17 protein-coding genes are annotated in these 23,120 nt (G+C 61.8%); 9 read left to right on the top strand and 8 right to left on the bottom strand.

Annotation, left to right across the window (positions count from 1 at the left end; genetic code table 11):
* Nucleotides 1-285 precede the first annotated feature (285 nt).
* From GR198_RS11170 to GR198_RS11140, 7 genes are all read left to right on the top strand, one after another.
* Nucleotides 286-939 carry a DUF2291 domain-containing protein gene (locus GR198_RS11170; protein ID WP_164068904.1) on the top strand — a complete coding sequence of 218 codons (654 nt, stop codon included), beginning with the start codon at nucleotides 286-288 and terminating at the stop codon, nucleotides 937-939.
* Nucleotides 936-2,480 (top strand): sugar ABC transporter ATP-binding protein, encoded by a 1,545-nt coding sequence (locus GR198_RS11165; protein WP_164068902.1) that lies wholly within the window; start codon nucleotides 936-938, stop codon nucleotides 2,478-2,480. The genes GR198_RS11170 and GR198_RS11165 overlap by 4 nt, the downstream gene beginning before the upstream one ends.
* A gap of 21 nt (nucleotides 2,481-2,501) precedes the next feature.
* Entirely contained in the window at nucleotides 2,502-3,554 is a 1,053-nt protein-coding gene (locus GR198_RS11160; RefSeq protein WP_011648984.1) for an ABC transporter permease, read from the top strand.
* A gap of 111 nt (nucleotides 3,555-3,665) precedes the next feature.
* Nucleotides 3,666-4,613 (top strand): D-ribose ABC transporter substrate-binding protein, encoded by a 948-nt coding sequence (locus tag GR198_RS11155; RefSeq protein WP_003550839.1) that lies wholly within the window; start codon nucleotides 3,666-3,668, stop codon nucleotides 4,611-4,613.
* Nucleotides 4,614-4,762: 149 nt separating this feature from the next.
* Complete coding sequence (locus GR198_RS11150) at nucleotides 4,763-5,605, top strand: DeoR/GlpR family DNA-binding transcription regulator (protein WP_164068900.1); 843 nt, start codon at nucleotides 4,763-4,765, stop codon at nucleotides 5,603-5,605.
* A 37-nt stretch (nucleotides 5,606-5,642) separates the two neighbouring features.
* Nucleotides 5,643-7,172, top strand: a complete 1,530-nt coding sequence (locus GR198_RS11145) for an FGGY-family carbohydrate kinase (protein WP_164068898.1) — start codon at nucleotides 5,643-5,645, stop codon at nucleotides 7,170-7,172.
* Between the two features lie 37 nt (nucleotides 7,173-7,209).
* Nucleotides 7,210-8,961, top strand: a complete 1,752-nt coding sequence (locus GR198_RS11140) for a glycerol-3-phosphate dehydrogenase/oxidase (protein ID WP_164068896.1) — start codon at nucleotides 7,210-7,212, stop codon at nucleotides 8,959-8,961.
* A 7-nt stretch (nucleotides 8,962-8,968) separates the two neighbouring features.
* Here GR198_RS11140 and fba read toward each other — a convergent pair whose 3' ends face one another.
* The 6 genes from fba to GR198_RS11110 all read right to left on the bottom strand — a co-directional run bounded on the left by fba (nucleotide 8,969) and on the right by GR198_RS11110 (nucleotide 15,895).
* Entirely contained in the window at nucleotides 8,969-10,033 is a 1,065-nt protein-coding gene (gene fba / locus GR198_RS11135; protein ID WP_011648981.1) for a class II fructose-bisphosphate aldolase, read from the bottom strand.
* 370 nt (nucleotides 10,034-10,403) lie between these two features.
* On the bottom strand, nucleotides 10,404-11,252 hold the full coding sequence (locus GR198_RS11130) for a sugar phosphate isomerase/epimerase family protein (protein ID WP_164051330.1): 849 nt from the start codon (nucleotides 11,250-11,252) through the stop codon (nucleotides 10,404-10,406).
* A gap of 11 nt (nucleotides 11,253-11,263) precedes the next feature.
* Nucleotides 11,264-12,250: an ABC transporter permease gene (locus GR198_RS11125; protein WP_164049503.1), complete on the bottom strand. Its 987-nt coding sequence runs from the start codon at nucleotides 12,248-12,250 to the stop codon at nucleotides 11,264-11,266.
* Nucleotides 12,250-13,278 (bottom strand): ABC transporter permease, encoded by a 1,029-nt coding sequence (locus GR198_RS11120; protein WP_164049502.1) that lies wholly within the window; start codon nucleotides 13,276-13,278, stop codon nucleotides 12,250-12,252. The genes GR198_RS11125 and GR198_RS11120 overlap by 1 nt, the downstream gene beginning before the upstream one ends.
* A complete protein-coding gene (locus GR198_RS11115) occupies nucleotides 13,271-14,785 on the bottom strand; it encodes a sugar ABC transporter ATP-binding protein (RefSeq protein WP_164023350.1) in 1,515 nt (504 codons plus the stop codon). The genes GR198_RS11120 and GR198_RS11115 overlap by 8 nt, the downstream gene beginning before the upstream one ends.
* 126 nt (nucleotides 14,786-14,911) lie before the next feature.
* Complete coding sequence (locus tag GR198_RS11110) at nucleotides 14,912-15,895, bottom strand: autoinducer 2 ABC transporter substrate-binding protein (RefSeq protein WP_029871576.1); 984 nt, start codon at nucleotides 15,893-15,895, stop codon at nucleotides 14,912-14,914.
* A gap of 246 nt (nucleotides 15,896-16,141) precedes the next feature.
* On the opposite strand from GR198_RS11110, the gene GR198_RS11105 reads away from it, so the two are divergent.
* The gene (locus GR198_RS11105) at nucleotides 16,142-17,200 is read left to right on the top strand and encodes a LacI family DNA-binding transcriptional regulator (protein ID WP_164049500.1); all 1,059 of its coding nucleotides are present in this window, start codon (nucleotides 16,142-16,144) and stop codon (nucleotides 17,198-17,200) included.
* A 166-nt stretch (nucleotides 17,201-17,366) separates the two neighbouring features.
* On the opposite strand, the gene GR198_RS11100 is transcribed toward GR198_RS11105, so the two are convergent.
* Entirely contained in the window at nucleotides 17,367-18,908 is a 1,542-nt protein-coding gene (locus GR198_RS11100) for a cation:proton antiporter (protein ID WP_164051326.1), read from the bottom strand.
* Between the two features lie 88 nt (nucleotides 18,909-18,996).
* Here GR198_RS11100 and GR198_RS11095 point away from each other — a divergent pair, with 88 nt between their 5' ends.
* The gene (locus GR198_RS11095) at nucleotides 18,997-20,226 is read left to right on the top strand and encodes a flavin monoamine oxidase family protein (RefSeq protein WP_164049498.1); all 1,230 of its coding nucleotides are present in this window, start codon (nucleotides 18,997-18,999) and stop codon (nucleotides 20,224-20,226) included.
* Nucleotides 20,227-20,358: 132 nt separating this feature from the next.
* On the opposite strand, the gene GR198_RS11090 is transcribed toward GR198_RS11095, so the two are convergent.
* Complete coding sequence (locus tag GR198_RS11090) at nucleotides 20,359-23,109, bottom strand: helix-turn-helix transcriptional regulator (RefSeq protein ID WP_164068893.1); 2,751 nt, start codon at nucleotides 23,107-23,109, stop codon at nucleotides 20,359-20,361.
* Nucleotides 23,110-23,120 lie beyond the last annotated feature (11 nt).

The following is a 23,120-nucleotide window of genomic DNA, read 5'->3' as shown; positions in this document are numbered from 1 at the left end:
CCGTTGACAGCTCATAAAATTTATAACATCATTTACGGCATAAATAACATACTTCTATCACGGAAGCGGTCTTCCTGATGGAGAATTTGCAGATCCAGGCGGTTGGAGGAGACAAGCGCCGGTCTTGTTGAGGAGGCTTAAAATGCGAATTTTCGTCCAGAGTTGCGCTCTTGCGGGTGGTCCGCCGGCTTCCGTTCCGGTGCGACGCAATGCTTCAGCCCGCCTGCGATCATCGTCGCGCTAGCCCTCTCCATCTTGCCATTCCAAGCCAAAGGCCGTCCGGACATGAGTACCTCGCCCGATTATCCAGCATCAAAGCCGAGCGGCAATCGCGGGCTCCTTGTCAGTGCGGCGTTGGCGGTCATCGTCGTTGCAGCGATCGCGTTCGATACGGCGGTCGTCAGGATCGGTTCCGAAAACGATGTCCGCCAGCAGGCATTCTCTCCGGAAACCTTCGGCGCCGAGCAGTTCCCGAAGATCAAGGCAAATGTCGAGGAACGGGCGATTGCAGCCGCCGACCTCGCGGCCGCCATTGCCGCCGACAAGAAGGCGGCGGCCGAGAAATACGGCACTGCGACGAGCACCGGACCGGTCATTCCGGTCACACTGACCGGTGTTTTCGGCGCCCGCAAGTCGAACACCAACGAAATGAAGATCGATGGGTTGCCTCCCGAGACGGTGGTCCGTGTCCAGACCGGCCCTGCGGTCAACGGCACGGACCTCCGCGATGCAACCGGCACCATCGAATTCGGCCAGTTTACCAACCAGATCCAGTATCAGGATGCCGGCTCGGCCATCAATAACGAGATGAAGAAGGCAGTTTTCGCGGGCCTGGATGCTGACGCGCTGGACGGAAAGCAGGCGACCGTCGTCGGCGTCTTCAAGCTCATCAACCCGAAGAACTGGCTCGTCACGCCGGTGAAGGTCGAGCTCAAATGAGCCAGCCGCAACGCAGCAACGGGGCGAAAGGCGAGGTCGTCCTCGCAGCCCGCAACATCGCAAAATCCTACGGCAGCGTACATGCCCTGAAGGGAGTGAACTTCGACATTCGTCGCGGCCAGGTCACAACCCTGTTCGGAGAGAACGGCGCGGGCAAGTCGACCTTGATGAAGATCCTTTCGGGTGTCGCGCAGCCAAGCTCCGGCGAGATCATTCTCGACGGCTCGCCGATCAGCTTTAGCTCGTCGACCCATGCGCGCGAGTGCGGGATCTCGATCATTCACCAGGAGCTCAGCCTGGCCCCCAATCTCAGTGTCCGCGACAATATTTTCATGGGCCGGGAGATCATCAAGGGCGGTGTCGTCGACTTCGCTGAAGAGGCGCGTCAGACCCGCGCGCTGATGGAGGAACTCGAGGAAGACATCGATCCGCTGACGCGCGTCGAGGATCTTCGCCTCGGCCAGCAGCAGATCGTCGAAATTGCCCGGGCGCTCTCCGTCAATTCGCGCATCCTGATCATGGACGAGCCGACCTCGGCGCTGAGCGCGACCGAGGTGGAAGTGCTCTTCAAGGTCATCCACGATCTGACGAGCCGAGGCGTGTCGATCGTCTACATCTCGCATCATCTGGAAGAGGCGCTGCAGATCACCAATCATGCCGTCGTTCTGCGCGACGGAACCATGACGGCCTATGCCGAACGCAAGGATATCGATCTCGAGTGGATCGTCCGCAACATGGTCGGCGAGAATTTCGACCTCGGCAGCCCGCCGGAAGATCACCCGTTCGGAAACGTGTCGCTTTCCATCGAAAATCTCAGTGTCCCCGGTCCCTCCGGCGCCGCCTATAATGCAGTCGATCGTCTGTCTCTCAAGGTGCGTGCCGGCGAGATCGTCTGCATCTACGGGCTGATGGGCGCCGGGCGCACGGAACTGCTCGAGTGCGTTGCCGGACGTCTGCGCGCAAGCGGCGGACAGGTTCTGCTCGAAGGACAGGACGTCAGTGGGCTCAGCATAGCCGGGCGCATTGCCAGCGGTCTCGTGCTCGTGCCCGAAGATCGCCAGCGCGACGGTCTCGTCCAGACGATGACGGTCGGCTCCAATCTGTCGCTTGCGAGTATCCGCGCATTCACCAAAGGGCTTTTCACCTCCGGCCATCGGGAGCGCGATCTCGTCAATGACGCGATCCGGCGGGTGCATGTGAAAACCGATGGCGGCGCGGCTTCGATCGGCTCGCTCTCCGGCGGCAACCAGCAGAAGGTCGTCATCGGCAAGATGCTGGCAACCCAGCCGAAAGTCATCCTGCTCGATGAGCCAAGCCGCGGCATCGACATCGGCGCCAAGGCGGAAGTATTCAAGTTGCTCGCGGAGCGCGCCAAGCAGGGATTGGCGGTCATCTATTCGACGTCCGAAGTCAATGAATGCCTGAGCATCGCGCACCGCATCATCGTCATGCATCGCGGCAGGATATCGGCCGAGTTCGGCTCGGATGTCACCAAGGAAAAGATCATGGCCGCCTCCGGCGAAGCCGTGGTCGCGCACTAGCCTGAGTATGGAGCACTGATTATGTCAGTCACGAACGTCACCGAAAAGAAATCAGTTTCCAGCGGGCCGAAGCGCAATACCAATATCGTGCGTCTCATCCTGGAGGGCCGGGCCTTCTTCGCGCTGATCGTCATCATCGCGGTCTTCTCATTCCTGTCGCCCTATTACTTCACTCTGAACAACTTCCTGATCATGGCGTCGCACGTCGCGATCTTCGGCATTCTGGCGATCGGGATGCTGCTCGTCATCCTCAATGGCGGCATCGACCTTTCGGTCGGCTCGACGCTTGGGCTTGCAGGCTGCATTGCCGGTTTCCTGATGCAGGGCGTCACGCTCACCTATTTCGGCGTCATCCTCTATCCGCCGGTCTGGGCCGTCGTCGTCATCACATGTGCGCTCGGTGCGCTGGTCGGTGCAGTCAACGGCGTGCTGATCGCCTATCTCAAGGTGCCGGCCTTCGTCGCCTCGCTCGGCGTGCTCTACGTCGCCCGCGGTATCGCGCTCTTGATGACCAACGGCCTGACCTACAACAATCTCGGCGGCCGTCCGGAACTCGGCAATACCGGCTTCGACTGGCTCGGCTTCAACCGGCTCGCAGGCATTCCGATCGGGGTCATCGTGCTTGCGGTTCTCGCCATCATTTGCGGCATCGTGCTGAGCCGCACCGCCTTCGGCCGCTGGCTCTACGCCTCTGGTGGTAACGAGCGGGCCGCCGACCTCTCCGGCGTTCCGGTCAAGCGCGTGAAGATCATCGTCTATGTGCTTTCGGGCGTCTGTGCCGCAATCGCCGGCCTGGTCCTCTCCTCGCAGCTGACCTCCGCCGGTCCGACGGCAGGCACAACCTACGAGCTGACGGCGATCGCAGCCGTGGTTATCGGCGGGGCGGCGCTGACCGGCGGCCGCGGTACGGTCCGCGGCACCATGCTTGGCGCCTTCGTCATCGGCTTCCTTTCGGACGGCCTCGTGATCATCGGCGTCTCGGCCTACTGGCAGACGGTATTTACCGGCGCTGTGATCGTTCTCGCCGTCCTCATGAACAGCATCCAATACGGCCGCCGGGTCAAATCGTCCTGACGGCTGAGACCGAAACTTATCCACGACGGCAGGCTGGAGTCCAGAAAGCCGATTGGGGAAAGCAACGCCGGATCACCGGCAATAACTGAGCTCACAAATGGGAGAGAGACTATGTTTAAGAAAGGCATGCGCATACTTCTGGCCGCCGCGGCCGTAGCACCGCTTCTGGCAAGCTCGGCTTGGGCAGCGGGCATGATGACGATCATCGTCAATGATCCGTCGAATCCCTATTGGCTGACGGAAGGCAATGTCGCCAAGGCAACTGCCGAAAAGCTGGGCTACACGGCCTCGGTCAACGCCCACAAGGGTGACACCAATACCGAAAGCAACCTGATCGATACGGCGATCACCAACAAGTCGGTGGCGATCATCCTCGACCCGGCAAACGCTGACGGTTCCGTCGGTGCGGTCAAGAAGGCCGTTGCTGCCGGCATCCCGGTCATCCTCGTCAACGCCGAAATCAACCAGGAAGGCCTGGCCAAGGCGCAGCTTGTTTCCAACAACGCACAGGGTGCCGCCCTCGGCGCGCAGCAATGGGTCGAGGCGATCGGCGACAAGGGCAACTATGCCGAACTGTTCGGCGCTCCGTCCGACAACAACGCGGCGACGCGGTCGAATGGCTACGAGACTGTCCTTTCGCAGTATCCGGATCTGAAGAAGGTCGCCAAGGAAGTTGCCAACTGGGACCGCACCCAGGGCCACAACAAGATGCAGTCCATGCTGCAGGCCAACCCGGATATCGTCGGCGTCATCTCGGGCAATGACGAAATGGCGCTCGGTGCGATCGCCGCGCTCAAGGAAGCCGGCAAGCTCGCCAATGTGAAGGTCGGCGGCTTCGACGGTTCGCCGGATGCGGTTGCCGCCATCAAGGCGGGCGAACTCCAATACACCGTCCTCCAACCGGTTGCCGTCTTCTCCGAAGAAGCCGTCAAGCAGGCCGACAATCTGATCAAGACGGGTAACACCGGTGCCAAGAGCGAGAAGCAGCTCTTCGATTGCCTGTTGATCACCAAGGACAACATCGACAAGTACACTGGCCCGTTCGTTCTGGCGCAGTAAAGGGAAGAGGGCGCTCGCAAGAGCGCCCTCATTTTCATGCTGGAAGCGATGGCCGACGATCCAACCGCCGGTTGCGCTTCGCCTTTTTGCCTTGGCGCGGCAATCACTGTACGAAGCTGGGATCCATAATTCAGCGACAGGGGTGACCCGTGACAGAGAAGACCAGCCGGGACGACGATCTGTTGGACCAGCTCACCAGTGACAGCCGGCAGACGCGCCAGATCGCGCGCCGCCGCATGATTGCAGAGGCCGTGATGGGTGAAGGCTCGATGCGGATTGAAGACCTGACCGACCGCTTTGGGATCAGCCTGATGACGGCTCATCGCGATGTCGATGAACTCGTCAGCCGCGGCCTCTTCAGGAAGACGCGCGGTATCGTCACTGCGGCGGCGACCAATCTCATCGAATCCAGCGACGTCTACCGCTCGAACCGTCAGTCGGCCGAAAAGAAGCTGATCGCCGAGGCGGCAATGCAGTTCGTCGAACCGGGGCAGGCGATCTTTTTCGATGACTCGACCACGGTTCTTCAGATGGCGGCACATCTGCCTTCGAAGGCGCCGGTCACCGCAATTACCAATTCCCTGACTCTGATGAATGCGCTGACGGGCCTGCACGACGTGACGCTGCTCGCCCTCGGCGGCCAGTATTACAATTGGTGCAATGCCTTCATGGGTCGCATGACCATCAACGAGATCAAGGCTCTCAGGGCAGATGTCGCGTTTATCTCGATGTCGGCGATCAGCGATGGCACGGTGCTGCACCAGTCTCCTGAGACAGTCGATACCAAGCGCGCCATGTTCGATTGTTCCGTAAAACGCATCCTGCTTGCCGATCATACCAAGTTCGAACGGCGTGCACTCCACAGTTTCGCAGCACTGGATGAGTTCGACGTCGTTATCGTCGACGACAAGACCCACCCGGTGCACATCGACCGCATGCGGTCCAGAGATATCAACGTGGTCATCGCCAAGGGCGCCGGAGGGCGCTCCTGACGGCGCCGGCCCGTTGCCCCTCATGAGGTAAATTTAAATGCCGACACTGCTCGGGATCGATAGTGGTTTGACAGTCACCAAGGCGGTCATCTTCGATATCGACGGCACGCCGCTTGCAGCCGCCCGGCGCCGCGTCACGCAGTTCATTCGGAAGGCCCGCCATATCGAGCGCGACATGGATGAATTGTGGAACGCGACGGCCGATGCCATCCGCGAGGCGATTTCGCTCAGCGGACGGCCGGCAAGCGACATAGAGGGTATTGCCGCTACCGCGCATGGAGACGGCATCTACCTGCTCGATCACGCCCAAAAGCCGCTCGGCCGGGCCATTCTCTCGCTGGACAGCCGGGCAGGGGCGATCGTCGACCGGTGGACGCAGAGCGATGTCGCCGACCTGGCAATCGAGCTGACGGGGCAGATCCCGCATGTCTCCGCGCCATCGGCATTGCTTGCCTGGATCCGCGAAATGGAGCCTGAGCGCTACAAGCGCATCGGCTATTTCTGCAGCTGCAAGGACTGGCTGCGGTTCTGCCTGACCGGGATCATCGGTACGGACCGCACCGAAGCCAGCACCTCCTTCACCAATGTCAAAACGCAGAACTACAGTGAGGATGCCCTGCAGCTGTTTGGCTTGCAGGATCTCGTCCACGCCCTGCCGCCAGCCTCGCGTTCCGACCAGATCGTCGGACGCGTGACCCGTGAAGCCGCGCAGCTGACGGGCCTTGCCGAAGGAACGCCTGTCGTTGCCGGTCTGCACGACGTCACGGCCTCGGCGCTCGGGGCAGGGGGGTATGCCAAGGGCGTTGTCGCAGTCATTGCCGGGACCTATTCGATCAACGAGACGCTTTCGTCGGAACCGCGTGTCGACCGACGCTGGTTCTGCCGCAACGGGATTGCGCCCGGCATCTGGAACAGCATGTCGATCTCCCCTGCATCGACAGCCAATTACGACTGGTTTCTGGACACGCTCTGCGCTGCCGAGCGAACGAATGGCGAGGTGGAAGGCAACTCAATCCACGCCCTGCTGGCGCCCGAGATCGACGCCGCCTTCGAACGCCCCTCGACGGCGCTCTTCCATCCCTATCTGTTCGGCTCGCCTTATGGCGCGGCAGCCAGCGCCGGCTTCTTCGGGCTCGGTGGATGGCACGACCGCGGCGACATGCTGCGCGCCGTGCTTGAGGGCATCGCTTTCAATCATCGCATTCATGTTGACGCGCTTCGCGACGGCTTTGCCTTCGATCAGGCGCGGCTCGCCGGTGGCGTCTCGCGCAATCCTGCCGTCGTGCAGATGTTTGCCGATGTGCTTGGCATGCCGGTCACGGTAACCGAGACGGATGAGGCGGCCGCCTGGGGTGCTGCGCTTTGTGCCGGGTCGGGCGCCGGTATCTTCGCCGATCCGCAGAGCGATCCGCGCGACACGGCCTCCATCGCAAAGACTTGCCGGCCCGATGCGGCGCGCAGCGCGGATTATGAAAAGCGTTACCAGGTGTTCCGCGAGATTGCCGACGCGATGATCCCCCTTTGGCCGAAGATTGCCGCGCTTGCGCCGGAACAATCGGCAAACTGAAAAGACAGATGCCTGCTGCGGCGGGCGATTTAGGACGATGAGCATGACTCCCGATTTGCAGCAGCGCTTCTCGAATCTCGGCGAGAACGATATCTACGTTTTGATCATCGGGGCGGGCATCAACGGCGCCGGCCTGTTCCGCGACCTCTCGATACAGGGTGTCAATTGCCTGATCGTCGACAAGGCCGACTTTGGTTCCGGCACGAGCGCCGCACCATCGCGGCTCATCCACGGCGGCTTGAAATATCTGGAGACGGGTGAGTTCGGACTGGTTGCGCAGTCGACGCTTGAGCGCAACCTCCTGCTCAAGAACGCGCCGCATTGCGTCGAGCCGCTGCCGACCTTCATTCCGGTCTTTTCCTGGACCCGCGGTATCTGGGCAGCGATCCGGACGCTCTTCGGGTCGAAGACGGCCCCACGCAGCCGTGGTGCGGTTCTCATCAAGATCGGGCTTCGGCTCTATGACTTTTTCGGTTCACGCGACCAGGTCATGCCGCGTCACCGGCTGATCCTGAAGAAACAGGCGCGCAGGAAGATGCCGCATATTACCCCCGCCATCGTCGCCGGCGGCATCTATTACGATGCCAAGATCAGCAGGCCGGAGCGGCTCGTCTATGAGCTCGTGCGTGATGGTCTCGATGCGAATGCGAGGAGCCTCGCGGCAAATTTCGCGACACTGGCTGCCGTTTCAGAAGGGCGTTTGACCTTCCGGCAGCCCGATGGTCGCGAGTTCAGCGTCGCTCCCAAACTGGTCGTCAATGCGGCAGGTCCTTGGATCGATCAGGTCAACACTTTGCTCTGCGTTCCATCGCGGCTGATCGGCGGCACGAAGGGTTCCCATATCCTGCTTGACCATCCCGAATTGGTGCGAAGCCTCAACGGCCATATGATCTATTTCGAGGCCGACGACGGCCGCATCTGCCTGGTCTACGACTATCTCGGGCTGGCGCTGGTCGGGTCAACCGACATTCCGGCAGGTGATCCGGACAATGTCTCGTGCGAGGAGCCCGAAACGGAGTATTTCCTCGAAAGCATCCGCTCGCTGCTGCCGACGCTCCGCTTCGATCGCGACCAGATCGTTTACAGCTATAGCGGCATCCGCCCGCTGCCGGCATCGGATGCGACCGCACCGGGGCTGATCAGCCGCGATCACTCCGCGCCGGTGAAGGAACCCGAGGACGGCAGACCGTTTCCGATCATTTCGCTGGTCGGAGGCAAGTGGACGACGTTCCGCGGTTTTGCGGAAGAGGTTGCCGACACTGTTCTCACCCGGCTGCAGCGCCGCCGCAGCCAGTCGACACGCTATCTGGCGATCGGCGGCGGCAAGGCCTTTCCGGTTGATGCTGAGCAGCGTAACGCCTGGATCAGCGATACCGCGGCGCGCAGCGGCGTTGCTGCCGAGCGTGCCGACGAACTGCTCCGCCGCTACGGCACGACGGCCGCGGCCCTGCTTTCTTCTCCTTCAGCCTATTCCGACGAGCAGCGCCTGACGGGTGCGCCGCATTACAGCCTCCGCGAGATCGACTGGATCGCCCGGAATGAACTCGTTATCCACCTGTCGGACATCGTGATGCGCCGCACGACGCTTGCGATCGAGGGCCGGTTGACGCTGGCAGGCCTACAGGAAATCGCCGGCGTTGCCGGGGCAGCGCTCGATTGGAATGCCGAACGGACGGCCAGCGAAATCCAGGACGTTGTCAGCCAGCTGAGCCGCTTCCACGGCCAAACGCTGACGGGCAAGCCTGCCGCCGCCGGGCCGGAAAAGGCCGCACGCCCGGCCGCAGGCTAACCCAGTTTCAAGAGAAAGCCGGATCGAGAGAACCGGATTTATAACGCTTCGCCATTTCCGAAACGGGAAGGGGCGTGATGCGGCCGGCCATGCCGGCAGTGCCGAACTGTTCGAACCGCTCCTTGCAGAGCTTGGTCAGCGCCGTCATTGCCGGCTTCAGATATTTGCGCGGGTCGAACTCGCTTGGGTCCTCCTGCAGCACGCGGCGGATCTGACCGGTCATTGCCATTCTGCCATCGGTGTCGATATTGACCTTGCGAACGCCGTTCTTGATGCCGCGCTGGATTTCCTCGACCGGGACTCCCCATGTCGGCTTCATCTGGCCGCCATACTTGTTGATGATCTCCTGCAGCTCGATCGGGACCGAGGACGAGCCATGCATGACAAGATGCGTGTTCGGGAGCTTACGGTGAATTTCTTCGATGACGTTCATCGCCAGTACCGAACCGTCCGGCTTGCGGGTGAACTTGTAGGCGCCATGCGATGTGCCCATCGCGATGGCGAGCGCATCGACCTTGGTTTCGCGCACGAACTTCACGGCTTCGTCCGGATCGGTCAGCAGCTGGTCGTGCGAAAGCTTGCCCTCGGCGCCGTGGCCATCCTCGGCCTCGCCCATGCCGGTCTCCAGGGAACCGAGAACGCCGAGTTCGCCTTCCACCGAGATGCCGCCGAAATGCGCCATGTCAGTCACCATCTTGGTGACGCCAACATTGTAGGCCCAGTCGGCGGGCGTCTTGGCGTCCGCCTTCAGCGAACCATCCATCATCACCGAGGTGAAGCCCGCCTGGATCGCCGTCATGCAGTTGGAGGGATCGTTGCCGTGGTCGAGATGCACGCAGACCGGAATATGCGGATAGATTTCGACGACGGCATCCATCATGTGCTTCAGCATGATGTCATGGGCGTAGGCGCGGGCTCCGCGCGACGCCTGCATGATAACCGGCGCATGACACGCGTCCGCGGCTTCCATGATGGCGAGCGCCTGCTCCATGTTGTTGATGTTGAAAGCAGGAACGCCGTAGCCTTCCTCCGCAGCATGGTCGAGCAGTTGCCTCAGCGTAATGCGTGCCATCCAAGATTCCCCCATATCGATGGTCGATTTAAACGCCGCCATCTCTTCGAAACTAGAGCCCGGGCGCGAGCCGTTCAAGCATCTTATTTTAATTGGCAAAATGGCATAGGAGGAGGAATGTAACAAGCAATAATAACAATATCACAACGAGCATGATATTTCTCAGCGGTCATTGCGTATCCACGAGCCGAATGAAATTTCAGGCATGTGCTGAAGAGATGGGCGTCATGGTCTAGCCGGCGATGACGAGAGCTCTTCAGCCAGACACCTCGCGCGGCCGCTGCGGTTATAGCTTGTGGCCAATCGCAGACGGCCAACATGGGCGTCGGTTTAACGCCTTTGCAGGAATGCGGATATCCGGCAAACCGGGTCAGATGAGACCGTATTGTTCCGCCTTGTTGCGCAGGAACGGCAGGCCCTTGTCCATGACCTCTTCCATATCGCGCGCAACGGGGCGCCAGACGGCCAGGCCATAGGCGACCTCAGGCGGCATGTTGATGAAGCTTTCCATCGCAAGCCCGCCCTTGAAGCCGATTGCGGCGAGCGCGGCATAGATCGCATCCCATGGAATGTTGCCGTAGCCCGGCGTGCCGCGGTCGCTTTCGGAAAGATGGATGTACTTGAGGTGATCGCGGGCGATCAGGATGCCGTTTGCCGCACCCTTTTCCTCGATATTCATGTGGTAGGTGTCGAGATGAACGAAGATATTGTCCGCGCCGACACGCTCCACCATGTCGACGGCCTGCTGCGCCGAGTTGATCAGGTGGTTCTCATAGCGGTTCACGGCCTCGACGCCGAGTTGGATGCCGTACTTCCTAGCATGCTTTGCCGCCACGTCGAGCACCTTGGCGATGTTGTCGTATTCGCCCTGCGTCGGTGGCAGGCCGGTGCGCTCGCCAATGCCGCCGAAGATGACTCCGGAGAGCGCCTCGGCGTTCATTTCCGCAGTCTTTTCGATCGCAACCTTCAGGTGCTCGATCGCCGCATCCGGGCGGACGGAGGCCCAGGCGTGCTCCGGCAGGCCGAGCGAGCAGACGGCGCGCAGCTTGTTCTTTTCAAGCAGGTCTCGGGTGTGTTTGGCATCGACGGCCGGCGCGTTGAGCAACGCGATCTCGATGAAATCCATCTTGTAGTGCACGGCTCCGGCGATTGCCTTTTCGGCGCCTGCGCGATCCCAGTTCATGGTCCACATGCTGGTGTGAACGCCGAAACCTTCCATGGTCGTATCTCCTATTTCACGATTCTGATGAACTTGGCCGAGAGCCACCGCAGCACCATCACGACGATGAGCAGGATGCCCCAGACGGCAGTGGTGAGATGCTGGTTGGCGCCGAGCAGGTTGAGCCCCGAAGAGAGAAGCTGCAGCACGATGAGCGCCACGAAGACGGGCAGGACGCGGCCGAAGCCGCCGAAGGGATTGATGCCGCCGAGGAAACAGGCGAGCACGGTGATCAGCAGATAGGATTCGCCGTGGCCGACACGCACCGAATTGAAGCGCGCAAGCATGATGATGCCGGCAACCGCCGCCATCACGCCGGAAAGCATATAGACCAGCACCAGGACCTTGCGGGTGTTGATGCCGGAATAGCGGGCAGACTCGATATTGGAACCGATCATATAGGTGGAAAAGCCGAGCTTGGAGCGCGAGAGCAGGATATGGCTGGCGATCACGCAGGCAATCAGGATCAGCAACGGGACGGGGATGCCGAGGATGCTGCCGTGGCCGATCGGAGCGATGAAGGTGGGGAAGCCCGAGATATCGCCGCCGCGTGTCAGGAACTCGCCGAGGCCGCGCAGGAAGATCATCATCGACAGCGAAACGAGGATTGGATGGGCGCGGGTAAAGGCGATGACCAGGCCCATGACCAGGCCGCTTGCCGCGCCGACGGCAAGCGCCAGAACCGAGCCGAGGAGGAAGGCGCCCGGGCCGGCATCGATGCCGCCATTGGCCTGCAGCGTCCAGGCGAGCGTCAGGCCGGCGATGTTGGCGGTGAAGGTGATCGCAAGGTTGAGGCCGCCGGTGAGGATCGGCATCAGCATGGCAAGCGTCAGAACGCCAAGCTCGGGAAGCTGAAAGGCAACCGATCCGAAGGTCGCGCCCGTAAGGAAATGCGGCGAGGCGAAACCGAAGACGATGAGCACGACCGCCAGCGCGGCGAGGGGACCGGCCATGTCGGCCCCGAAGATGGCGTTGAAGCGGGCGGCGAGCGCGTTCATCAGTTCTCTCCCCCGACTGCAGGCCTGTCACCGGTCGATTTGCGGGTCGCAAACACCGGCACCAGATTGCCGATGCGGGCGCTCGACAAGGTGATCGCAACGAGGATGATCGCGCCGACGATCATCTTGAAGGCGAAGGGCGAGACGCCCATCAGGTTGAGTCCATTCTGGGTGATCGAGACGAGCAGCACGCCCAGCACGCAACCGAGCACCGAGCCTTTGCCGCCGCCCAGCCGCGCGCCACCGAGCACCACGGCGGCCAGGACATCGAGCTCGCGGCCATAGAGTGCGTTCGGCACGACCTCCTGCGCATAATGCGCCTGCATGAGACCGGCGATGCCCGCCATCAACCCAAGCCAGCCGAAGGCGATGAACTGCATGGCGCCGATATTGATGCCGAAGCGGCGCGCGCCTTCCGGATTGTCGCCGAAGGCATAGAGCTGCCGGCCGGTCGTCGTGCGGGTAATGAAGAACCAGGTGGCGAGCGTGCAGACGGCCATGACGACAACCGGCAAGGTGATCTCAGCCCAGCTCCCATCGGCCATTTCGCGCTCGTAGATAATGACGCGGCTCGTCAGCCAGTCGGGCAGATTGTAGATCGACACGCCCTTGGTGAAGAACATCAGCAGGCCGAAATAGACGTTGAAGGTCGCGATCGTCGCGACGATCGAGATGATCCGGAAGCGGTGGATCAGGAAGGCGTTGATCATGCCGAGCACGATGCCGATGCAGGCCGCAATCAGGAGACCGGATACCCATCCGCCGCCGCCGATCCTCTCGAGCGCAAGTGCAGTGACATATTGCACGATCGAGGCTGCGACGGCGAAGGAGATGTCGATCCCGCCTGATATCAGCACCACGAGCAGGCCGACGGCAAAGATGATGTTGACCGCGCTGATATTGAGCAGGTCGAAGGCGTTGCCGAGCGTGAAGAAACGGTCGGTCGTAAAAGCCAGGACGATACTCATCGCGATGATGACGGCAAACAGCACGAATTCCGTCGTATAGGCCAGGAACAGCTTACGCATAGACCGCCGCCTCCAGGTCCTTCAGTGTGGTCGCGCGCGGATCGTGCCAGCCGGCGATCCGGCCCTTTTCCATGTGGACGATCCGATCGGCGTTGAAATAGACTTCCGGCACCTCGTCCGAGATGAGGATGATCGCAAGCCCCGCCTCGGCGAGGCGGGCAACGATTTCGAAGATGCCGGCGCGCGCGCCGACATCGACGCCGACCGTGGGCGCATCGAGGATCAACACTTTTGGATCGGTGGCGAGCCATTTGGCGATCGCGACGCGCTGCTGGTTGCCGCCCGAAAGCGTCGAAATCGCATCGTCCTGCTTGCCGATCCTGATGCCGAGATCGGCGATCCAGCGCGCGACCAGCGAGCGCTTCTTTTCCGGCGAAATGAGCCGGCCGCTGAGGATACGGTTAAGCGAAGCCATGACCAGATTGTCGGCGATCGATTGCGGCTGGTTGAGACCGAGCGAAAGGCGGTCTTCGGAGAGATAGGCGACGCCTGATGTGATCGCCTCGCGGTTGGAGGCAAAGCGCACCAGCTTTCCCTCCAACACGATCGTTCCGGCGGCGGGCCGGCGCATGCCGAACAGCGTGAGCGCAAGTTCGGTGCGCCCGGAGCCGAGCAGGCCGGTGATCCCGAGGGTCTCGCCACGGCGCAGATCGAAGGAGATGTCCTCGAACTCGCCGGGCCGAGAAAGCTTGCTGACGGAGAGCAGGACCGGGTTCTGCGATACGTCGCGGGCGCGAACATTCTGGTCGAAGGTGCGTCCGGTCATCAGCTCGGTGATGTCAGACTGGGTCATGCCCTCCACCGGATAGACCCCGACCAGCGCGCCATCGCGCAGCACGGTGATGCGCGAGGAGATTTCCAGCACTTCCGCAAGACGATGGCTGACGAAGACCACGGCAACGCCCGAGGTCGACAGCGTGCGCACGATCGCCAGCAGATGATCGGTCTCAGACTGGGTGAGCGAGGCGGTCGGCTCGTCCATGAAGACGATCCGGGCCTCTCCGACCAGCGCGCGGGCAATGGCGACGATCTGGCGCTGAGCGATGGCGAAGTCCTTGAGGGGTCTGTCGACGTCGAGGGTGACGCCGAGCCGGACGAGTGCTTCCTCGGCTATTCCGCGGATCGCGGCATAGTTGACGAAGCGCGGGCGCGAACCGGAAAGGGTCTGGAAGGCGATATTCTCAGCCACGCTCATTTCCGGAAAGAGCGCGAGGTCCTGCCAGATGATCTGGATGCCGCGGGACTGGGCCATGGCAGGCGTCATGTGGGATATCGTCTCGCCGTCGAAGACGATCTCGGCGCCGTCGGCCGGCCGATAGACGCCGGAGATCACCTTGATCAGCGTGCTCTTGCCGGATCCATTCTCGCCGGCGAGGCAATGCACTTCGCCGGGCAAGACTTCGAAGGAGACGTTTTTGAGCGCCTTCACACCGCCGAATGTCATGTTGATGCCGCGAAGCGAAAGAAGCGGCTGCGCCTTCACACCATCATCCGTTGCCGTGCTCATGCCGGTTGCCTGTCCAGTCGAATGCCATGAAAGATCAATGGTCCGGCCATGGCCGGATACCGCTCTCTTTCCCGAACGCCGGGCCGGTCGACATGGACCAGCCCGACACCCGGGGAGGGGGCCTCTTCAGAGGCCCATTGCGGCCAGGTCGTCGACCGTATCCTTGTTGATCGGCAGCAGCTGATCGACGATGATGTCGTTACCAACAGGCTTGATCACGCCGAGACCCGGAATGTCATCACCTTCCTTGACGCTCTCGCCCTTGATCAGGCGATCGGCGAGCGTGACGAAGACTTCGCCGGCCTGCTTCGGATTCCACATGAAGCCGCCCGATATAGCATCGGACTTGATCAGCTTCTGGCCCTGGCCGGGCGAGAACGGGCCGAGCACGAAGATTTTGCCCGTCTTGCGGCGTTCCTCGATGGCGCGCCCAGCGCCGATCGGACCCTGGCTGCCGAAGGCGAGGAAGCCGGTCAGATCCGGATGCGCGGCAATGAGATCGAGCGCCGTCGAGCGGCTCTTGTCGACGTCTTCCGCCACGCCGTAGCGCTCGCCAACGAGCTTCATGTCCGGGTAATTCGCCTTGATATAGGCGATTGCGGCATCCGCCCAGGCGTTGTGGAGCGGCACGGTCAGCGAACCGACGAAGACGGCATATTCGCCCTTCCCGCCCATTTTCTCGGCGAGCAGCTTGCCATGCGCTTCACCGAAGCCGCTGGCCGATGCGAGTTCGAAATTCCAGTCGGCGCCCTTCTGCGAGGGTGATTCATGCGTAATGACCTTGATGCCGGCGGCCTGCGCCTTGGTCAGCACGGGCTCGAGCACCTTGGCATCGTTCGGAACCACACCAATGACTTTGACGCCTTGCGCAATCAGATCCTCGATGGCGCGCACCTGCAGCGCCGGATCGGCGCTGGTCGGGCCGATCATGAAGGCATCGACGCCTAATTTCTGGCCCTGTTCCTTGATCCCGGCTTCCATCGCGTTGAACCAGGGAATGCCGCCGATCTTGACGACAACGCCGACCTTCGGCGCGTCCTGCGCAAACGCGACCACCGCCCCGGCAAGCGACAGCGATGCGGCAAATGCCGCTACGATAAGGCTCCTCATCCTCACTCCTCCTCAAAGGTCGCTCATACGAACGACGACCACCGGCCGGTTTGCGGCAGGTTGTTCCTGGTTGCTTCTTGGCGAGGGAATACCCTTGCCTCCCATCCCGCCTCCTCCGGCGAACCATCTTTTGCACAATCGATCTTTCTTTTTTGCACAATCGATGGTGCAATGACTATCGATCAAGGTAGGGCTTTCGTCAAGAGGGGTTTGTTTCTAAGGGAAGCGACAAGGGAAAGGCGAGATATGACCGACATCGGCAAGAAGAAGGCGACGATCTACGATCTCTCGATGCTATCGGGTGCGTCGCCTTCCACCGTGAGCGCCGTGCTGAACGGAAGCTGGCGGAAGCGGCGTATCAAGGAGGCGACGGCGCAGCTCATTCAGAACCTGGCAAACGAGCACGGCTATACGGCAAACCTGCAGGCCCGTGGCCTGCGTTCGTCCCGCTCCGGTCTCGTCGGTCTTCTGCTGCCGGTGCACGACAACCGCTATTTTTCCTCCATGGCACAGTCTTTCGAGGCGCAGGTCAGAAGCCGCGGCCAGTGCCCTCTCGTTGTCAGTGCCTGTCGCGATCCGGAGGAGGAGCGCAAGGTCGTCGAGACGCTGATCTCCTATTCGATCGACGAGCTTTTCATCGCCGGCGCAACCGATCCGGATGGCGTGCACAAGGTTTGCGAAAAGGCAGGGCTGAAGCACGTCAACATCGATCTGCCCGGCACGCTGGCGCCGTCGATCATCAGCGACAATCATGAAGGTGCGCGCATGCTGACACAGGCGATCATCGAACGCGCGCAAGAGGATGGCCCGCTTTCACCTGACGATCTCTACCTGTTCGGCGGGCGCAACGACCACGCCAGCCATGAGCGAATTCGCGGTTTCCGCGACGTAAAGCGCGCATTGCTGGGCGCCGATCCCGACGTCTGCATCCAGCCGACCGGCTATTCACCCGCCATGACGGCCCGCGCCTTCGAAGCCTTCTACGAAGGCCACGGAAAGCTGCCGCGCGCATTCTTCGTCAATTCCTCGATCAACCTCGAAGGCCTGATGCGCTTCCTCGCGCTGCACCCGCACGAGACCTTCGCCGATATCATCGTCGGCTGCTATGACTACGATCCCTTCGGCTCTTTCCTGCCTTTCCCCGTCTTCATGATCCGGCAGGACAGCGAAACGATGATCACCAAGGGGTTTGCGATCCTCGATGCGGGCCGCGGCCCACTAATCACGCATCTGGTGCGGCCAACCCTCGTCCCACCACGCACGGCGCTGACCGGCCCGCTCGATGCGCTGAAGGATATCGAGTAATGCGTCCTGCCTCGTTGGTGAGGTTGGACTGACGGAGCAGCAGGCTCTTTGATGCCGATCGCTGGACACGGCTACTGGCTTCGCCGGCTGATCGTGCCGGTCAGCAACAACAAACTGCTGCAGGTCGTCCGACCGCAGATCGCATAGCCAATGGAACCTATCGGATCTAGCTTTCTGTGATGCGGCGATCTTCATCCGAGTCGACGGAAAGCTGCTTCCAGTCCAGGTCTTCCTGCAGCTCGAGATATTGCGTCGCGCCGATCTGATCTGCGTCGCGCAATTCCTCGAGGCGCTGGCGCTGGGCGAGAACGGCCGCGATCGTCAGGTGACGGCGGCGATCGAGCGGCGAGGTCTCGTTTGCATCGGTTGATGCGGTCCAATGATCCTTGCAGATCGTCCGGATCGCTTCGGCCTCAGTGCCGTCTTCCTTCTCGAGCCGCTGAAAGGCAGCTTCGGCGAGCGATCTTCGGGCCGCCTTGAGTTCATCGCGGACTTCTGCCTGCCGACCGAGTTTCAGGAAATGGATCATCGGCGCCAGGGTCGCCCCTTGAATGACCAGGGTTGCGAGCACCACCGTAAAGGCCGTGAGCACGACCAGGTCTCGTTCCGGAAAATCGGCGGGTAGTGCGAAGGCCGTCGCCAGCGTAACGAGGCCGCGCATACCGGCCCAGCCCACCAGCAAGGTTTCCCCGGATGTGAAAGGCGCCAATTCATGGCCGCTTCGGTGGCGAGACGCGACGACGGCGTGAAGCAGGAACGCCATCGCCATACGCGCCAGGATGACGCCGACCACCACGATGGCGGCAAATCCCATCGCCCGCTGAAGCTCTTCGGCCGACATCGCCTCAAGGATGCGGCGCGCCTGCAGGCCCATCAGCAGGAAAGCCACCACGTTCAGCAGGAAGACGACAGTCGTCCAGACGGCGAAGGAATGCACCCGCATCCGTGGCGAATCCTTGACCGAAGAGAGAGTGGCGAGCGTCATTGCGCTCGCCACGGTGGCAAGGACAGCCGACAGGTGCAGATGTTCGGCGATCAGCCAGGTTGAAAAAGCGTAGACGAATTGAAGCAGGGTCCCGCCGACCGTGTTTTCGGTTATCGGCCGAAGCCGCGAGACAAAAAAGCCGAAAACGATGCCGAAAACGATTCCACCAGGTGCGGCAAGCCCCACCTGAAGCGCCGTCCCGGCATCCAGTCCGCCACGCGCCTGGACAGTCAGCGCGGCGCCGAAAAGCAGCAGCGCGGTTGCGTCGTTGAACAGGCTTTCTCCCTTGAGCAGAGCATCCACACGGCGGGCGACCGGCAAATTGGAAAGGACTGCCGTGGCGGCTGCGGCATCGGGCGGCGAAACAATTGCGCCGAGTGTGACCGCAACCGCAATCGGAAGCCCGACCGTCAGCATGCTGATCGACACGACCACGCCTGTCGTGACGAGAACCGCAACAACAGCATAGAAGAACAACGGCAGCAGCATACGCCGCGCCGCGCCCACCGGGAAGTCATAGGCCGAATCGACAAGAACGGGCGCGATGAACAAAGCGAGCGCCGTCGGCGGATCGATCGGGATCGTGGGTGCGCCGGGCAACATCGCCACGGCGACGCCGGCGGCAGCCAGAATGCCGGGGTAGGGCAGGCGCATGCGACGCGTGACCTGCAGCAGCAGGATGGCAACCGCCAGCAATGCAACAAGTGTTTCGAAGAACGTCATTTCAGCATACTAGCAGGCTTTCGAGCACATTGAAGCGGGTGCAGCCCCGATGTACAGCTTGTGTCGTATCAAGCTGATGAGGGCGACGATGGACTACGAGGTTGCGATTGTCGGCGCTGGCGCAGCCGGGATTGCAGCGGCAAAAAGCCTGGCCGATGCCGGGCGCTCGGTCATCATCCTGGAGGCCAGCAACCGCGTGGGTGGACGGGCCTGGACAATCGAACTGGCCGGAATGCCGCTGGATATGGGTTGCGGCTGGCTGCACTCTGCCGAGCGCAATCCTCTCGTCGCCATTGGCCGCGGGGCCGGCTTCAATATCGAGCGTGGGCCGACGGCGTGGCAAGGCCAGTGGCGCGATCTCGGCTTTACGCAGGATGAGCGCGCGGCGGCGGCGGCGGCATGGACCGCTCTAAAGGAGCGGATGCGGACCAGTCCTCCCGCCAGCGACAGGGCGTCGGACGCGCTGGAGCCGGGCGGCAAATGGAACGCCTACTGCCAGTCCCTCAGCGGATATCTGAACGGCGCTCCGCTCGATCGGCTGTCGGTCACCGACTTTCTTGCCTATGACAATGCAGCGACCGACGCCAATTGGCGGGTGCAGGAAGGCTATGGAAGTCTGATCAGCGCGGCCGTTCCGAACGTGGGCTTGCGCCTTTCGACGCCCGTTCGACGCGTGACATTGACCGCGAACGGCGTCCAGCTGGAGACCGACCGCGGCCCGGTCACGTCAGGTGCTGCGATCATAACGGCATCGACGACCGTTCTGGCCCGCGGAGCCATTGTCTTCGATCCGGGGACCGACGATCACCTCCATGCCGCAAGTCAGCTGCCGCTTGGCCTCGCAGACAAGCTGTTTTTGGAACTCCATGGCAATCATGGTCTCGAGCCGGAAACCCATCTGCTCGGCGACCCACAAAATGCCGAGACCGGCAGCTATTATATCCGGCCGCTCGGTCGACCAATCATCGAAGGCTTCTTTGGCGGAAACGGCGCTGTCGTCATCGAACGCGCGGGTTTGGTGGACGCATTTGCCTTCGCACTCGACCAGCTGTCATCACTGCTCGGCAGCAACATTCGCCGCCACCTGCGGCCCCTGGCAGCCTCTTCCTGGTGTCGTACCGATTGGATAGGCGGCTCCTACAGCCATGCGCTGCCCGGCCATGCGGGCGCACGCGCAGTCCTGGCGCGCCCGATCGGCGACCGGCTGTTTTTCGCCGGCGAGGCGACGCACCAATCCGACTTTTCGACCGCGCATGGCGCATGGGAAAGCGGGTTGCGGGCCGCCCACCAGGCTGCAGCTGTCCTAACACCCTCGTGATATAGAAGCGTGCATCGCATGATCCCCAGCGCACTGGACCATCACCAGCTGGCAGAATTTCATGATTGCCCGGTTCGGATTGTTCATGTGGAAATATAGATCGTTTCTGCTGACAGTGTCGGCATTCTGTCGCTATCTAAGGTTCAATTTAGCCGAAACTGCCAGGGCCATTGCCCGGCGACTGACCCCCAGTTTAGAAAACACATTCTTAAGGTGGAATTTCACCGTAGGCTCGGAAAGCCCGAGCGCGCGAGCGATTTCCTTGTTGCTCTTACCTTCGTGCAGGCAGAGCAGGACCTGTTGCTCGCGTTGACTGAGAAGGCTTTTGCCGCCGGCAAGAGGACTCTTGATCCGACGGCCGTTATCGGTGAGTTTGCCGAAGGCGCTTTTTTCACCCTGGCCAATTATGCGACCGATGAAGTCGACGGCATCGGCACTGAAGACCTTCAGGCCGAAACGCCGCACGATCGCCCGCACGACCGTGGAGAATTCGAGTCCCTCGTCCTCGAAAAGCTGGGTCACCTCGTGCGAGCGGGCACGCGCAATCGCAAACTGGAAATATTCGAGCGCCTGGGCATGCCGGCCGTCGTTCCAGGCGGCAACCGTTGCCAGGATTTCCGCCGCCAGCAGGTGATAACCGCTGCCGTTCGCGCGGCTTCGCGCCATCACGATCTCCAGATTGGCGAGCCCTTCGCCTGGTCGTCCCTGGGCTTTGAGAAGGCGCGCTTGTGCAACGAGGAAATCGCTTTCCTCGCGCCACGTCCAGAAGCGCCCGAGTTCGGGATCGCGCAACGATGAAACCAGCCGCTCGGCGAGAAGCACCGCCGATTCAATCAGGCCGGTCTTCGAGAAAATATCGACGCGCATGATGTCGGCCGCAATCTTCAGGCGCGGCAGAGCGCGTTCGACGGCGACCTCTTCCGCCTTGTCGATCGCTGCCATTGCCGTATCGAGACCGCTCAGCCGCAGCCGGCTGCGGGCCAGCAGCGAAAACATCCGGGAATAGATATCGACCCAGCCCTCGCCCTGGACCACGGCATTGACGGCTTCACCAAGGCTCCTTTCGACCAGCGCTATCTCGCCCTGGAGGTAGAGAACATCCGCCGTCGCCACGCGGCAGATCGCTTCGAGATTGACGTCGGTCCACTGCGCGCTCTGGATCAGGTCCTGCGCCTCCCGGCAGAAAGTCAGCGCCGCCGAGAAATTGCCGGCGAGCGTATTGACCAGCCCCAAATGGATCAGCATGAAGATCTGGGCATAGGCCGTCTTTTCCTCGCGGTAATAGGCCAATGCCTTCAAGGCACTCAGCCGGGCGAGGTCTAGATTGCCGCGCCTGGTATAGGCGATGCACAGATGGTTGTAGATCCAGCCGAGCTCCCAGGTCGATTGCGGCGAGAAACCCGAGGCCATTCGTTCGAGATGCAGGATCTGCGCATCGTCGAGATGAAGATCCTCATAGATATCGACCAGCCCGTCGATGTGATCGAGCGTCGATGCCTCGATCGTCAGGAACTCATCGCCATGCAAGGCCCGGCCTTGCTTGATTGCTTCCATCCGCTCGCGAGCCGCCTTGATGTGCCCCTTCTTCGCGAGGACCAGCACGTAACACAGTGACAGGCTCGGAGATTCGTGGATGACGCCGGCGGGCAGGTCGTCGATCAGATGTTCGAGCACCGTGTGGCCGGCGCGGATGAAGAGATTAACGCCACCGGCCTGCCGGATCGTCTGCGCAGCGAGAGAAAAGTTGCCGGCGCGCGCCGCATGCGAAACGGCCCTTTCCAGGAACCCGCGCTCGGCAAACCAGATCGCTGCCATGGAGTGAAGCGTTGCCTCGTCGGTCTGGGGATCGCCGGCAAGCTCGGTCGTCAGGCACCTCCGCACGATCGGATGAAGCCTGTACCAGGCCGCACCGGTCTGGCTCTTTTCGATCAGCGGGCTCATATCCTCGAGCAGCCGAAGGTCATCTGCCTGCAGATCGGTGCCGGAAAGATGGCTTGCCAGCTCCAGCGGGAATTCCTCCAGGATCGACGTGACGCATAGCGTTCGGCGAAGCGCCGGCGACAGCGGACGCAGGATCGCTTCTTCGATATGGCGGAAAAGATCGGGATGCTCGCCGGCCAGCAGCCTGGCGCGCTCGTCTGTACCGCCGCTCTCCATCACGCCGAGCGCGATCTGGGTCAAGGCCGGCCATCCACGGGTGGCGCGTACGAAGTTTGCGACGTCGCCGGCGTTGATGTTGCGTGGAAACAGGCTGCGGATCTCGTTGCGGCTGAAGGCGAGGTCGACGGCGTTGATCTCCGTGACAAGGCCGCGCACCCTGAGGCGGGCGAGCGGCAGCGGCAGTTTCTGCTGCGATGCGCAGACGATCCTCAGATTGTCGGGGGCGGCTAGGAAAAATCCGTCGAGGAAAGCCTGCGCGTCGGGTGAGGAAGCGATATCGAGCTCGTCGATAAACAGGATTGCGCCGCTTTCCCGGTCGGCGACGATGTCGAACAGCTCCCGCAGGGAGGCGGGAGGCTGTGGAGCGCGTATGCCGAGCGCCAGGCAAAGATCGACTAGCAGTTCGGCAGGCCGGCCATGCGCGGAGTCCAGTGTGATCCAGCCGCAATGACCGACGCCGCCATCGAACAGCGACTGAAAATAATCGGAGCCGGAAGTAACTGCCTCATATCCTGCCTTGAGCAGCGCCGTCTTGCCGAAGCCAGACGGTGCATGGACGACGACGATCTGGCGCGCCAGACCGTCGCGGATCTTCGAAAGGGGAAAGGGACGATCGATGGCCGTGAACAGCATGCGCGGCGGGCGAAAACGGGAACCTAGCGTCTTCAGTTCGCCGCCGCCGGGGCGACTTGCAGTTTTGCCTTCGGAACGACTGTGATGCATCCAAAAACGCC

Origin of the sequence: Rhizobium leguminosarum, assembly GCF_010668065.1 — a bacterium.
GTDB lineage: Bacteria > Pseudomonadota > Alphaproteobacteria > Rhizobiales > Rhizobiaceae > Rhizobium > Rhizobium leguminosarum_S.
The sequence above is the reverse complement of the archived record's forward strand: the minus strand, read 5'-3'. Positions and strand labels throughout refer to the sequence as shown.